Raw genomic sequence first — 12,956 nt, forward strand, 5'->3', positions numbered from 1 at the left:
CGGTGACCCGCTTCGCTTTCGAGATTCATGCGACCGATGGAAGGGCGCGCACCGGCGAGATCGCCATGCAGCGCGGCACGATCCGGACGCCCGCCTTCATGCCGGTTGGCACCGCGGCGACCGTCAAGGGAATGAAGCCCGAAAGCGTGCGGGCCAGCGGCGCGGATATCATTCTGGGGAACACATACCACCTCATGCTGCGGCCAGGCGCAGAGAGGATGGCACGCCTCGGCGGCCTGCACCGGTTCATGAATTGGGACCGCCCGATCCTGACCGACAGCGGCGGGTATCAGGTGATGAGCCTTTCCGCCCTACGCAAGCTAACCGAAGAGGGCGTCGAATTTCGCAGCCACATCGATGGCTCGAAACACATGCTGACGCCGGAGCGTAGCATGGAGATCCAGCGCCTGCTTGGCAGCGATATCGTCATGGCCTTCGACGAATGTCCGCGTGCCGATCAGCCACGCGAAGTCATTGCCAGCAGCATGGAACTCTCGATGCGCTGGGCGAAGCGCAGCCGTGACGGGTTCGATGCGGGCGAAGAGCACGCGGCGCGCTCTGCGCTGTTCGGGATCCAGCAGGGCGCGCTAGACGAAGATTTGCGCCGGTCGAGCGCACAGGCTCTCACCGAGATCGGCTTCGATGGCTACGCGATCGGCGGTCTGGCCGTGGGGGAGGGGCAGGAGGCGATGTTCGCCACGCTCGACTTCGCTCCCGGGCAGTTGCCGGCTGACCGCCCGCGCTATCTCATGGGCGTCGGCAAACCCGACGACCTCGTGGGCGCGGTAGAGCGGGGCGTTGATATGTTCGATTGCGTGCTGCCCACCCGCTCGGGCCGCAACGGGCAGGCCTTTACCTGGAACGGGCCACTCAATCTCAGGAACGCGCGTTTCGCTGAGGATCAGGAGCCGCTCGACAGCCGTTGCGCCTGTCCGACCTGCGGCACCTACACCCGTGCCTATCTGCACCACCTCGTCAAATCGGGAGAAATCCTCGGTGCGATGCTGATGACCGAGCACAACATCGGCTTCTACCAGCAATTGATGCAGGCGATGCGGGACGCAATCGCGGCAGGCAAATTTGCCGTGTTCGCGGACGCGTTCCGGCGGGATTACCTCAAATCGTTATGAGCTGGCAGCACGCTGCCATCGTCGGTGCATCGGGCGGTATCGGTGCAGCGCTCTGTGATGAGCTGGAGCTGCGAGGTTGCAGGGTTTCCCGCTTCAGTAGGCAGGGAGATCAGCCGGTCGATCTGGAGGACGAAGCCAGTATCATAACCGCCGTCCGCCGAATGCGGGACGACCCGCCCGATCTCGTGATCGTTGCGAGCGGTATTCTCCACGTCGATGGGGCTGGACCCGAAAAGAGCTGGCGCGACCTTTCCGCGAGCCAGCTTGCGACCTATTTTGCGGTGAACGCGACCGGGCCGGCACTCGTTGCCAAACATTTCCTCCCGCTGTTGCCGAGGGAAGGGCGGTCAGCCTTTGCTGTCATCGGTGCCCGCGTCGGGAGTATCGCCGACAATCGGCTCGGTGGCTGGTACGGCTACCGTGCCAGCAAGGCTGCGCTGGCGATGCTCGTCAAAACGCTCAGTATTGAACTGGCGCGTTCGCGCAAGCATTCGCTGTGCGTTGCACTGCATCCCGGCACGGTCGACACGGAGTTGAGCAAGCCGTTCCAGGCCAATGTGCCTGCCGCCAAACTGTTCACACCAGGCCAGTCTGCACGATCCATGCTCGATGTTCTGGATGGCTTGGAGCCAAGGGACAGCGGAGGGCACTTTGCATGGGACGGTCAAAGGATCGCACCCTGATACGAAAAGGGCGGCCCCGCAGGACCGCCCCTTCGAATGAAATGATGGCGAACGATCAGCGCGAGTAGAACTCGACGACTAGGTTCGGTTCCATCGTGACCGGGTAAGGCACTTCGTCGAGCGAAGGCACGCGGTTGAAGGTCACCTTTTCGTTGCCGTCGGGGGCAACGTAGTCGGGAATGTCACGCTCGGGCAGGCTCTGTGCTTCGATCACCAGCGCCATTTCCTGTGCCTTCTTGCCCAGGCTGATGACGTCACCGACGTCGCAGCGGCGGCTCGGGATGTTGCACTTCACGCCGTTGACGTAAATGTGGCCGTGGTTGACGATCTGGCGCGCGGCAAACACCGTCGGGGCGAACTTGGCGCGATACACGATCATGTCGAGGCGGCGCTCAAGCAGGCCGATCAGGTTCTGGCCGGTGTCGCCCTTCATGCGGGTTGCGTCGGTGTAGGTGCGCTTGAACTGCTTTTCGGTAACGTCGCCGTAATAGCCCTTCAGCTTCTGCTTGGCGCGAAGCTGCAGGCCGAAGTCCGAAACCTTGCTCTTGCGGCGCTGGCCGTGCTGGCCCGGACCGTAGGAACGCTTGTTGACCGGCGAATTGGGCCGACCCCAGATGTTCTCGCCCATCCGGCGGTCGAGCTTGTACTTGGCGCTCTTGCGCTTCGACATAAGTCTTTCCTTCGATTTGCTGGACGGACCCGATGCCCGCCATTGAACCCGGCATCGCACCGACGGAGTATCCTCCGGCGCGGCCACCGCTTCACCGGGGTGCGGGGCCAATTGCGAGCGCGCGCCCTACCATGATCGTCGCTCAGGTCAAGCGCGATGGAGACGAGGCTCGACTTTGCAGGCGCCAGTCGGCAAGGGCGCAGACCATGAGCGACAGAGCGAAAATGCCCGAAGATTGCTGTTCCATGGAAGACGTGCGCGCGGGCGTCGACGAAACGGACCGGGCGCTGCTTGCGCTGCTGGAGCGGCGCTACGGCTATATGCGCGCCGCAGCGCGCATAAAGACAACGCGCGATGCAGTGCGCGACGAAGCGCGCAAGGCTGCCGTGATAGAGGCGATGCGAACCGGCGCGGACAAGGCGGGCCTCCCGTCAGCTGACGTCGCGGCGATCTGGAACGACCTGGTCGAGAGCTCCATCTTCTACGAACTGGTCGAATGGGACCGTCTTCGGCAGAAGTGAAACCTGCGCCGTCGATCCGGCGCTGCTTGGGTCAAGAGCCACGAAGCAAAGGTTGGTCGATCTTCGACCAATCGCATATTCCGCTATCAGCGATCGCTGGTTGGCGAACGTCGAAGCGTCGACAGAACCCCACGAAGGGTCCGCACCTGCAGGTGGTTCCATCTTGCGTGGGTCAGGACGTTCCGCAGCGTACGGCGGGTCGCCACAGCGCGATCTTCGGGGAGGAAATAGCCCTTCGGCTCTAGCATTCTGTCCAGCTCGGCAATCAGGCCTTCGAGATCTTCCTGCGGAGCAGGCGGCAATTCCTCTCCAATGCCCGGCCGGACGGCATCCGATGACTTGGACCACTCGTAAGCGCAAAGGATCACGGCCTGAGCGAGATTGAGCGAGCCGAACCCGGGATTGACCGGGACGGTGAGGATCTTGCGCGCCAGCGTCACATCCTCTGTCTCCAGGCCGGACCTTTCCGCTCCGAAGAGATAGGCAGAGCGTCCAGGCAACGCGTGAATTTCCTGTGCCGCCTGCTCCGGCGTGACCACCGGTTTGTGATCGCCGCGCTTCCGCACGGTCGTGGCGTAGATGTTGGCACAGTCCGCCACTGCTTCAGCCGTCGTTTCGAACACTCGCGCGTTGGCGAGCACTTCGTCCGCCCCCGAGGCGGCGGGCCCGGCGGAGGGGTTAGGCCAGCCATCGCGCGGAGCGACGAGCCGCATGTCCGTCAGCCCGAAATTGAGCATGGCGCGCGCAGCCTTGCCGATGTTCTCGCCCAATTGCGGACGGACGAGCACGATGGCGGGCCGCTCAGTCATGGGTTGCGGTGGGATTGCCCGCTTCCTGCACCGTCCCGGCAAATTCCTCGAAATCGCGGGCCTCGCTGAAATCGCGATAGACGGAAGCGAAACGAATGTAGGCAACGGCGTCGATCTGGCGAAGGCCGTCCATCACCATCTGTCCGATGCGGCTTGAAGGAATCTCGCTTTCACCTGCCGTTTCGACCTGCCGCTGGATGCCGGAAACCAACTGGTCGATCCGTTCCTGCGGTACATCGCGCTTGCGACAAGCGAGGGCCACCGACTGTTCGATCTTGCCCCGGTCAAAAGCCTCGCGGCGCAGAATATCGCCATCCTTACCGGACTTTACGACAGTGACTTCACGCAATTGCACGCGTTCGAAGGTCGTGAACCGGGCCCCGCAGCTGGTGCATTGGCGCCGGCGACGGATGGAGGTGCTGTCCTCCGTCGGTCGCGAGTCCTTGACCTGCGAATCATCGTGCGCGCAGAAAGGGCAACGCATGGGTCGGTCCTATCGTCCCGGATACACCGGGAACGCGGCGCACAGTTCGCTCACGCGGTCGCGCACGCGCTGTTCGATCTGGGCATCGCCATCGTCGCCGTTTTTCGACAGGCCTTCAACGACTTCGCACAGAAGTTCGCCAACCCTGGTGAACTCTTCGGGGCCAAACCCGCGAGTCGTGCCCGCCGGGGTGCCGAGGCGGATGCCGCTGGTCACGAAAGGGCTGCGCGTATCGAACGGGATGCCGTTCTTGTTGCAGGTCAGCCAGGCGCGATCGAGACCCTTCTCCGCAGCCTTTCCGGTCACATCCTTGGCGCTGAGATCGACCAGCATGGAGTGATTGTCCGTGCCGCCCGATACGACGCGCAGGCCGTTCGCCTCGATGCTGGCCGCGAGCGCGCGGGCATTCTCGACCACGCGGTGGGCGTAATCCTTGAAATCAGGACGCAGCGCCTCACCGAAAGCAACGGCCTTTGCGGCGACGACGTGCATCAGCGGACCGCCCTGCATTCCGGGGAACACCGCCATGTTGATTGGCTTCGTCAGCGCTTCGTCGTTCCAGAGAATGACACCCGATCGCGGGCCGCGCAGGCTCTTGTGCGTGGTTGTCGTAACGACGTGAGCGTGCGGGAAAGGGGAAGGGTGCGCGCCCCCGGCGACAAGGCCGGAGATGTGGCTCATGTCGACCATCAGATACGCGCCGACCTCGTCCGCAATGCGGCGGAAGGCTTCCCAGTCCCACACGCGCGAATAGGCGGTGCCGCCCGCGATGATCAGTTTCGGCTTGTGTTCCCGCGCGGTCGCCATCACCGCGTCCATGTCGATCCGTTCGTCGTCCTGGCCAACGCCGTAGGCGACAGGGTTGAACCACTTGCCGCTCATGTTGACCGGCGACCCATGCGTCAGGTGCCCACCGGAATTCAGATCGAGACCCATGAACGTGTCGCCCGGCTGCAGGAGCGCGAGAAACACGGCCTGGTTCATCTGCGAACCGGAATTGGGCTGAACATTTGCAAACTCGCATCCAAACAACTGCTTGGCGCGTTCAATTGCCAGGGTTTCGACCACGTCGGCGTAATCGCAGCCGCCGTAGTAACGCTTGCCCGGATAACCCTCGGCATATTTGTTGGTGAAGACGCTGCCGGTCGCTTCGAGAACCGCGCTCGAAGCGATGTTCTCCGATGCGATCAGCTCGATCTTGTCCTGTTGCCGCTTGAGTTCGTTGCGGATCGCGGCGTGGATTTCCGGATCGGCTTCGGCAAGGGAGTCGTGCCAGAAGCGGTCGATCGTTTCGCGGGTTTCGGGTGCAGGCTGGGTTGCCACTTCAGATCTCCGGATTGGAAAGTTTGTCGACACGGCGCTGGTGACGGCCGCCGGCGAATTCGGTGCCGAGAAATGCCGTCAGGCACGCCTTGGCCATGTCCACGCCGGTAAGCCGTGCGCCCATGGCGATGCAGTTCGCATCATTGTGCTCACGCGCGAGAGCGGCGGAGAGCGGCTCCGAAACGAGGGCACAGCGAATTGCCGGGTTGCGATTGACGCTCATGGAAATTCCGATGCCGCTTCCGCAAAGCGCAACGCCGCGCTCTGCCGTGCCGTCGGCGACGACGCTGGCGAGCTTGTAGCCGAAATCGGGATAGTCGACGCTGTCAGTCGTGTCCGGTCCGAGATCGGCCACTTCGTGACCCTGTTCGATCAGCCAGTCCCGCAGGACGGCCTTCAAATCGAGGGCTGCATGGTCGGAAGCTATGGCAATACGCATGGCACACCTTTCATTTTCGAGGGTGCCCAGACGAGCGGCAAATCAAGGCTCACGCTCCACGGCGGTACTCCGCCTGTTCTCGTCAGTCACGCAAGCGAATCGCGATATATGCAAGCCGCCGCCGCGCCGCAAGACGGCAGCGGCGGCTTTGCCCATACTGGCCCTTACTGGTCGAGGAAGCTGCGCATCTTGCGGCTGCGGCTCGGATGCTTGAGCTTGCGAAGTGCCTTGGCCTCGATCTGACGGATACGTTCGCGCGTGACCGAGAACTGCTGGCCGACTTCTTCCAGCGTGTGATCCGTGTTCATGCCGATACCGAAACGCATGCGCAGCACGCGTTCCTCGCGCGGGGTCAGGCTGGCAAGGACACGCGTAACCGTTTCCTTGAGATTCGCCTGGATCGCCGCGTCCACCGGGATAATCGCGTTCTTGTCCTCGATGAAATCGCCGAGATGCGAATCTTCTTCGTCCCCAATCGGAGTTTCGAGGCTGATCGGTTCCTTGGCGATTTTCATCACCTTGCGAACCTTTTCCAGCGGCATGGAAAGGCGCTCTGCCATTTCCTCCGGCGTCGGTTCGCGGCCCTGCTCGTGCAGGAACTGGCGGCTCGTGCGGACGAGCTTGTTGATCGTCTCGATCATGTGGACCGGGATACGGATCGTGCGCGCCTGATCGGCGATCGAGCGGGTGATGGCCTGCCGGATCCACCATGTCGCATAGGTGCTGAACTTGTATCCGCGGCGGTATTCGAACTTGTCGACCGCCTTCATCAGGCCGATGTTCCCTTCCTGGATCAGATCCAGGAACTGCAGGCCGCGGTTGGTGTACTTCTTGGCGATCGAAATCACGAGGCGCAGGTTCGCCTCGACCATTTCCTTCTTGGCGATGCGTGCCTCACGCTCGCCCTTCTGCACCATGTTCACGATGCGGCGGAATTCGGGCAGCGCCATGCCGGTCTGGCTGGCAATGTCCGCGATTTCCACGCGGATACGCTCGATCGCGTCGGCTTCCTTATCGGCGAAGGCCGCCCACTTCTTGTCCTTCTTCGCGCGTTCGGCGATCCACGCGTCATCCAGTTCGTTGCCGATATAGGCTTCGAGGAAATCGGCGCGCTTGACGCGGTGACGCTCGGCAAGCCGAAGCATCTGGCCGCCCAGCGTGGTCAGGCGGCGGTTGAAGGCGTAGAGATTGTCGACCAGGAATTCGATCTTGGTCGCGTGGAACTGCATGCTTTCGACCTCGGCGGTCAGTTCTTCGCCGAGTTTTTCGTATTTCGCTTCCTTCGCCTTGGGCAATTCCTCGCCGCGAGCAAGCGTTTCGACACGCTCGTTCTGCAGCTTCTCGAAGCTCTTGAACAGGGCGGTAATGCGCGCGAAGCGTTCGATGGCGTCGGGCTTGAGCGCCGCTTCCATCTGGGCGAGGGACATGGTGTTGTCTTCCTCGTCGTCCTCGTCCTTCGACTTGGCTTCGCCGCCTTCCTCGTCGTCTTCGTCCGATTCTTCGTGATCCGAATCGTCGTCATCGTCGTCGCGGATGGTCGGGCCGGCGGTTTCTTCGGAGATTTCGCCGTCGTCATCGTCGTCGGCATCGTCCGACAGCTTGTCGGCAGGCGGCTCCTTGGAAAGCATGGCGTCGAGATCGAGGATCTCGCGCAGCTGCATCTCCTCGTTGTTCAGCGCTTCGGACCACTGGATGATGGCGTGGAAGGTGATCGGGCTTTCGCAAAGGCCGATGATCATCATGTCGCGCCCCGCCTCGATGCGCTTGGCAATCGCGATCTCGCCTTCGCGGCTGAGCAGTTCGACCGCGCCCATTTCGCGCAGGTACATCCGGACCGGATCGTCCGTGCGATCGCCGGTGGCAGTCTTCTTGGCGGCGGCGGGAGCTTTCTTGCCGTCCTTCTTCTCGTCCTTCCCGGTCTCGATTTCCTCGACCTCGGAATCGCGTTCGGCTTCGGCCTCGGCCTCGGCTTCTTCGTCGTTCTCGACGATATTGACGCCCATTTCGCTAATCGCGGACATCACGTCCTCGATCTGCTCGGAGCTCATCTGGTCCTGCGGCAGCGCTTCGTTCAGCTCGTCATAAGTGACGTAACCGCGCTTCTTCGCCTGGGCGATCAGCTTCTTGACCGAAGCTTCATTGAGATCGATCAGCGGAGCGTCATCGTCTTGCTTGCTGGTCTTCGTTTTTGCCTTGGTGGCCATGTCCGGTTTCAGTCCACTGTCTGTTCATTGGCGTCTGCCTGGGCGCCGTGCCCGGAAGAGCCGATAGTTTCTACCCCATCGTCGGACGATGCCATGCGGCGGCGCCCCATCTGCTTCAGCCGTTCGTCGAAATGCTGCTTGCGCTGCCGCAGTCGCTGCTGCTCCGCAAACGCCCCTTCGGGATCGGAATCGAACCGCTCCGTCGCCGCCTTAAGGGCTGCTTCGAGGGCGGGCCGTTCCACCACCAGGGCGACGGCTTCGGCAAGGTCTTCACGGGCGGCCAGCGGATCTGTGCCTTCCATAAGGAAGCTATAGCGGAGTTTATCCTGCGGCGCGGCGAAGTCTTCCAGTTCTCTTATGGTGTCGCCCCCCTCTTTTTCAAGCATTTCCGCGTGGTCGAGCAAGATATCCACCGCCCGTGCCATTTTCGCATCTGCCGTTTTCAGGCCGGCAAGCCGCTCCGCATGGCGGGCGAGCTGATCCGAGTGGCGCGCCAGACCTGCGATGACGGCGCTCAGCAGGCGATCATGACCGCCGGTGCCGACCTGACGCATGGCAGCGGCATTGGCCGGAGCAAGGCTTGGGGTACGCGGCTGCCACTTGCCCTGTCCGTTGAAACGCGCTGACTGCTGGCGGGGGGGAAAGGCGAACGCGGAAAACCGCTCCATCCACTCACGGCGATAGAGCGCCTTGATGTCGGGATGGCCGATAGCTTCGGAATGTTCGAGCATCCGCTGCTTCAGGCCCGCCTTGTCCTCCGGCGAGTGCAGCGGGGCTGCCTCGCGCTCGTGCAACCAGATTGCCTCGAGCAAGCTGCGCGGATTGGCGAGCAGTTCCTCCATTGCGCCGCGCCCGCGTTGCTTGAGAAGGTCGTCCGGGTCGAGGCCGGTCGGCAGATAGACGAACTGCAGGGATTTGCCCGGCCGCAGCAACGGCAAGGCCCGGCTCGCGGCGCGCATCGCCGCGCGCTGTCCCGCGGCATCGCCATCGAAGCACAGGACCGGCTTGTCGACGAGCCGCCACAGCAATTCGATCTGGTTCTCCGTCAGCGCGGTGCCGAGCGGGGCGACGGCATCGCCGATCCCCGCATTGGCCAGCGCGATGACATCCATATAGCCTTCGACCACTACCACGCGGTCGGTCTGGCGGGAGGCAGGCGCCGCGCGGTGCAAATTGTAGAGCGTGCGCCCCTTGTCGAACAGCGGCGTGTCGGGGGAATTGAGGTATTTCGCAACGCCCCCATGCTGGTTGGCGCGATCTTCCATGATGCGCCCACCGAACGCGATCACGCGGCCGCGCGCATCCTGGATCGGCAGCATCAGCCGTCCGCGGAACCGATCATAGGGCGCCTTGTCTTCGACATCGATAAGCAGCCCGGCTTCGACCAGCATCGGTTCCTCGATGCGCGACAGGTTGCGGGCGAGGGCGGTCTTGCTGTCTGGCGCGAAACCGAAGCCAAACTCCCGGCATATCCGCTGCGAAAAGCCGCGCCGCTCGAGATAGGCGCGGGCATCCGCGCCATCTGCCGAGGCGAGGTTGTCGACAAACCATTCCTGCGCTGCGCCGACCACGTCGTGAAGGCTGGCGCGCTTTTCCGCCCGTTGCGCGGCTTGCGGATCGGCAGCGGGAACTTCGAGGTTGGCTTGCGCCGCAAGCTCTTTCACGGCGTCCATGAAGGCCATGCCGCGCTGATCGGTCATCCAGCGGATCACGTCGCCATGCGCGCCGCAGCCGAAGCAGTGATAGAAACCCTTGGCGTCGTTGACGGTGAAGCTGGGTGTTTTCTCGTCGTGAAAGGGGCAGCACGCCTTCCATTCGCGACCCGCACGTTGCAGCTTGGTGGTGCGCATGATCACGCCCGAAAGCGTGACGCGTGCGCGCAATTCATCCAGCCATTGCGGGGACAGGGCCATGCACACACCCTTGCGCGCGCATGGCCTGAAATTCAAGCGGGGCGCTTAGCCTGTGCATCACACGCGTTGACCGCACCCTCGCGCGCCGCTGGATACGGACCGTCGCCACTTGCTTCGGTGTAGTTCGCATCGATGGCGTAGGCCTTGGCCGGTCCGGCCGGGGGCAGGGTGGACTGCCACCAGAAGGTGATCGGCTCGCGATTCTCCCACTGGTCGCCGCCATCCCCCGAATCTACGGTCCATTGCAGCTTTCCATCGTTGCAGGTGACGACGACCTGTCCGGTGGCGCCGGTGGCCGCGACGACTTCGCCCTTCGAATAGCCCGCTGCGCCGGTAAAGCCGTGCGCGGCCTGCGTCATCCGGAAGCCCGCTGCGCGCTCGATGTCGGAAGAGCTATTGCCGGAGCCGACGCCCGTTCCCGGATCGTTGTCCTCACCTGGATAGACGGTGTGAACGTAAGTGAAGACGGTACCTTCGGGCGCATTGGCAGGATCGCATGGATCCATCCCTGCAGGGCAGGCGACGAAGCTGGTGATGTCTGCGAAATTGCCTTCCGCGTTGGACATGGCGGAGGTGACCTCGGCTCCCTGCGGCCCCTCGACCCGCGCGCCCAGTTGAAGGTCGGCGAAGTCGCCAGCCTCGATCGCCTGTGCAAGCGCGGCCGCCTCTCCATCGGTGGTGGCGGTTTCGAGTTCGGTGTCGTTGTCCTTATCGTCCTCGGCAGCGGAACAGGCGGCCAGCGAGCCCAGCGCGGCGCAGGCCAAAAGCGTAGTCAGACGGCTCATGAAAAACTCCCTTTCACCAAGGCGCTCGCCTTGCTCATGTCGAGAGAAGCGCCATGCCTGGCCTTCAGTTCCGCCATCACCTTGCCCATATCCTTAACGCCGGTGGCGCCAGTGGTTACCTTCGCCTCCTCGATTGCGGCACGGGTTTCCTCATCGCTCATCTGCTGCGGCAGAAACTCCTCGATGACGGCCAGTTCGAAACGTTCCTTCTCGGCCAGTTCCTCGCGGCCACCGTCAACATACATGGTTATCGATTCGCGCCGCTGCTTCGCCATTTTTGTGAGCACGTCGATCACTAGGTCGTCGTCATTGTCCGGTGCCTTGCCGGTCCGGGCCTCGATGTCGCGATCCTTGATCTTCGCGCCGATCAGGCGGAGCGCGGCGGTCCGCTCCTTGTCGCCGGCCTTCATGGCGGTCACGGTGGCGGCCTTGATATCATCGCGCAGAGTCGCTTGGGGCATGAGAAAGTCTTTCCTGTGGATGGATCGGGATTGCGGCGCGCATAGCCGCTTTTGCGATGCCGAGATAGGTTGACGCCGGGCGGGGGCAAGCCTAGCGGGTGGGCCTTAGCAAGCATCGCCGGAAACTATAGGAACGGAGCGCCCACAATGGCCGACCCCGCATCAACTCGCGCGCAAGCCAAAGTGGCGACCGGCGTTCTCGTGCTGGCGGACGGCACCGTCATTCCCGGACGCGGTTTCGGCCATGTCGGTGACGCGGTGGGCGAGGTGTGCTTCAACACCGCGATGACCGGCTATCAGGAGGTCATGACGGACCCCAGCTACGCTGCGCAGATCGTCACCTTCACTTTCCCCCATATCGGCAATGTCGGCGCCAACGACGAAGATATGGAAAGCGCGGTCGAAGGCGCAGTCGGCTGCATCGTGCGCGAGGATGTGACGCAGCAGAGCAACTTCCGCAGCGACCGCAGCTTCGAAGACTGGATGAAGGGCCACCTCAAGATCGGCCTTTCGGGCGTCGACACGCGCGCTCTGACCCGCATGATCCGCAAGTCCGGCGCGCCCAACGCTGTAATCGCGCACCACCCCGACGGCCAGTTCGATATCGAGGCGCTGGTGAAGCGCGCGCGCGAATGGTCGGGGCTGGAGGGGATGGACCTCGCCCCGCGTGTCACGCGCAAGGACAAGGAGCGGTGGGAAGGCGGCTACTGGCGGCTCGGCGAAGGCTACGGCCGCAGCTCGCGCGACGAAAGCCGCCCGCACGTTGTCGCGATCGATTATGGCGCGAAGGACAACATCTTCCGCAATCTGGTGAAGGCAGGGGCGCGGGTCACCGTGGTCCCGGCGCGCACCAGCCTGGAGGATGTGCTGGCGCTGGAGCCGGACGGCGTGTTCCTCTCCAACGGCCCCGGCGATCCGGCGGCGACGGGCGAATATTCCGTGCCGATCATCAAGGCGCTGCTGGAGCGGGACGTGCCGCTGTTCGGCATCTGCCTCGGCCACCAGATGCTCGCACTGGCCGCAGGCGCGAAGACCGCCAAGATGCACCAGGGTCACCGTGGCGCCAACCACCCGGTCCAGCGCGTAGGCGACGGCTGGGGCGAGACTGAGGGCCTCGTCGAGATCACGAGCATGAACCACGGCTTCGCGGTCGATGGCGATACTTTGCCGGAGGGTGTGGAGCAGACCCATGTCTCGCTGTTCGACGGCTCCAACTGCGGCATCGCGATCAGCGGGAAGAAGGCATTCGGCGTGCAGTATCACCCGGAGGCGAGCCCCGGCCCTCAGGACAGCTTCTACCTGTTCGAGAAGTTCGTGGGGATGTTGGGGTGAGCGAGGCCCTGCCAAACTATGGAAAGGTTCGAGCCGACCTAATAGTTGCCCTCGCGGAAGATGCTGTCGCTGGGAAAACTGGAACACCAGATTTGGAAAAGTATCTTGTCGATCGAGGGACTCCTTGTCCTCGGGGCTGGGCCGATCAGCTGGTTCGCGATTTACAGGTAAGCGGCTTGGGACATGGGACGTTCAGTCCGTT

Annotated in this window: 13 protein-coding genes and 1 riboswitch; of the genes, 4 read left to right on the forward strand and 9 right to left on the reverse strand. The window is 63.1% G+C overall.

The window, feature by feature from the left end; genetic code table 11:
• Nucleotides 1-2: 2 nt before the first annotated feature.
• Both tgt and ACXYN8_RS06595 read left to right on the forward strand, forming a co-directional pair.
• On the forward strand, nucleotides 3-1,130 hold the full coding sequence (gene tgt / locus ACXYN8_RS06590; protein ID WP_458888535.1) for a tRNA guanosine(34) transglycosylase Tgt: 1,128 nt from the start codon (nucleotides 3-5) through the stop codon (nucleotides 1,128-1,130).
• Nucleotides 1,127-1,813, forward strand: a complete 687-nt coding sequence (locus ACXYN8_RS06595) for an SDR family NAD(P)-dependent oxidoreductase (RefSeq protein WP_458888537.1) — start codon at nucleotides 1,127-1,129, stop codon at nucleotides 1,811-1,813. The genes tgt and ACXYN8_RS06595 overlap by 4 nt, the downstream gene beginning before the upstream one ends.
• A 55-nt stretch (nucleotides 1,814-1,868) precedes the next feature.
• On the opposite strand, the gene rpsD is transcribed toward ACXYN8_RS06595, so the two are convergent.
• Nucleotides 1,869-2,483: a 30S ribosomal protein S4 gene (gene rpsD / locus ACXYN8_RS06600; RefSeq protein ID WP_458888539.1), complete on the reverse strand. Its 615-nt coding sequence runs from the start codon at nucleotides 2,481-2,483 to the stop codon at nucleotides 1,869-1,871.
• Between the two features lie 206 nt (nucleotides 2,484-2,689).
• On the opposite strand from rpsD, the gene ACXYN8_RS06605 reads away from it, so the two are divergent.
• A complete protein-coding gene (locus ACXYN8_RS06605; RefSeq protein WP_458888540.1) occupies nucleotides 2,690-3,004 on the forward strand; it encodes a chorismate mutase in 315 nt (104 codons plus the stop codon).
• An 86-nt stretch (nucleotides 3,005-3,090) separates the two neighbouring features.
• On the opposite strand, the gene ACXYN8_RS06610 is transcribed toward ACXYN8_RS06605, so the two are convergent.
• The 8 genes from ACXYN8_RS06610 to ACXYN8_RS06645 all read right to left on the reverse strand — a co-directional run bounded on the left by ACXYN8_RS06610 (nucleotide 3,091) and on the right by ACXYN8_RS06645 (nucleotide 11,422).
• A complete protein-coding gene (locus tag ACXYN8_RS06610) occupies nucleotides 3,091-3,813 on the reverse strand; it encodes an RNA methyltransferase (protein WP_458888541.1) in 723 nt (240 codons plus the stop codon).
• Complete coding sequence (nrdR, locus tag ACXYN8_RS06615) at nucleotides 3,806-4,297, reverse strand: transcriptional regulator NrdR (protein ID WP_458888542.1); 492 nt, start codon at nucleotides 4,295-4,297, stop codon at nucleotides 3,806-3,808. Before nrdR ends, ACXYN8_RS06610 begins: the two co-directional genes overlap by 8 nt.
• Before the next feature lie 9 nt (nucleotides 4,298-4,306).
• Nucleotides 4,307-5,620, reverse strand: coding sequence for a serine hydroxymethyltransferase (glyA, locus tag ACXYN8_RS06620; protein WP_458888543.1), 1,314 nt, complete (start codon nucleotides 5,618-5,620; stop codon nucleotides 4,307-4,309).
• Nucleotide 5,621: 1 nt separating this feature from the next.
• Nucleotides 5,622-6,059 (reverse strand): ribose 5-phosphate isomerase B, encoded by a 438-nt coding sequence (gene rpiB, locus ACXYN8_RS06625; protein ID WP_458888544.1) that lies wholly within the window; start codon nucleotides 6,057-6,059, stop codon nucleotides 5,622-5,624.
• A gap of 17 nt (nucleotides 6,060-6,076) precedes the next feature.
• Nucleotides 6,077-6,159, reverse strand: a riboswitch (ZMP/ZTP riboswitch).
• 64 nt (nucleotides 6,160-6,223) lie between these two features.
• A complete protein-coding gene (rpoD, locus tag ACXYN8_RS06630; RefSeq protein ID WP_458888545.1) occupies nucleotides 6,224-8,263 on the reverse strand; it encodes an RNA polymerase sigma factor RpoD in 2,040 nt (679 codons plus the stop codon).
• Between the two features lie 8 nt (nucleotides 8,264-8,271).
• Nucleotides 8,272-10,176, reverse strand: a complete 1,905-nt coding sequence (dnaG, locus tag ACXYN8_RS06635) for a DNA primase (RefSeq protein ID WP_458888546.1) — start codon at nucleotides 10,174-10,176, stop codon at nucleotides 8,272-8,274.
• A gap of 32 nt (nucleotides 10,177-10,208) precedes the next feature.
• The gene (locus ACXYN8_RS06640; protein WP_458888547.1) at nucleotides 10,209-10,961 is read right to left on the reverse strand and encodes a hypothetical protein; all 753 of its coding nucleotides are present in this window, start codon (nucleotides 10,959-10,961) and stop codon (nucleotides 10,209-10,211) included.
• On the reverse strand, nucleotides 10,958-11,422 hold the full coding sequence (locus ACXYN8_RS06645; protein WP_458888548.1) for a GatB/YqeY domain-containing protein: 465 nt from the start codon (nucleotides 11,420-11,422) through the stop codon (nucleotides 10,958-10,960). Before ACXYN8_RS06645 ends, ACXYN8_RS06640 begins: the two co-directional genes overlap by 4 nt.
• Before the next feature lie 147 nt (nucleotides 11,423-11,569).
• Here ACXYN8_RS06645 and carA point away from each other — a divergent pair, with 147 nt between their 5' ends.
• Nucleotides 11,570-12,754 carry a glutamine-hydrolyzing carbamoyl-phosphate synthase small subunit gene (gene carA, locus ACXYN8_RS06650; RefSeq protein WP_458888549.1) on the forward strand — a complete coding sequence of 395 codons (1,185 nt, stop codon included), beginning with the start codon at nucleotides 11,570-11,572 and terminating at the stop codon, nucleotides 12,752-12,754.
• Nucleotides 12,755-12,956: the final 202 nt, after the last annotated feature.

Source organism: Altererythrobacter sp. CAU 1778 (assembly GCF_054482795.1).

What these genes read in the sequence shown, in the direction of transcription:
- ACXYN8_RS06595 (WP_458888537.1), top strand. Translation starts at nt 1,127, where the DNA reads ATGAGCTGGCAGCACGCTGCCATCGTCGGTGCATCGGGCGGTATCGGT.
- rpsD (WP_458888539.1), bottom strand. Translation starts at nt 2,483, where the DNA reads ATGTCGAAGCGCAAGAGCGCCAAGTACAAGCTCGACCGCCGGATGGGC.
- ACXYN8_RS06605 (WP_458888540.1), top strand. Translation starts at nt 2,690, where the DNA reads ATGAGCGACAGAGCGAAAATGCCCGAAGATTGCTGTTCCATGGAAGAC.
- ACXYN8_RS06610 (WP_458888541.1), bottom strand. Translation starts at nt 3,813, where the DNA reads ATGACTGAGCGGCCCGCCATCGTGCTCGTCCGTCCGCAATTGGGCGAG.
- nrdR (WP_458888542.1), bottom strand. Translation starts at nt 4,297, where the DNA reads ATGCGTTGCCCTTTCTGCGCGCACGATGATTCGCAGGTCAAGGACTCG.
- rpiB (WP_458888544.1), bottom strand. Translation starts at nt 6,059, where the DNA reads ATGCGTATTGCCATAGCTTCCGACCATGCAGCCCTCGATTTGAAGGCC.
- rpoD (WP_458888545.1), bottom strand. Translation starts at nt 8,263, where the DNA reads ATGGCCACCAAGGCAAAAACGAAGACCAGCAAGCAAGACGATGACGCT.
- dnaG (WP_458888546.1), bottom strand. Translation starts at nt 10,176, where the DNA reads ATGGCCCTGTCCCCGCAATGGCTGGATGAATTGCGCGCACGCGTCACG.
- ACXYN8_RS06640 (WP_458888547.1), bottom strand. Translation starts at nt 10,961, where the DNA reads ATGAGCCGTCTGACTACGCTTTTGGCCTGCGCCGCGCTGGGCTCGCTG.
- ACXYN8_RS06645 (WP_458888548.1), bottom strand. Translation starts at nt 11,422, where the DNA reads ATGCCCCAAGCGACTCTGCGCGATGATATCAAGGCCGCCACCGTGACC.
- carA (WP_458888549.1), top strand. Translation starts at nt 11,570, where the DNA reads ATGGCCGACCCCGCATCAACTCGCGCGCAAGCCAAAGTGGCGACCGGC.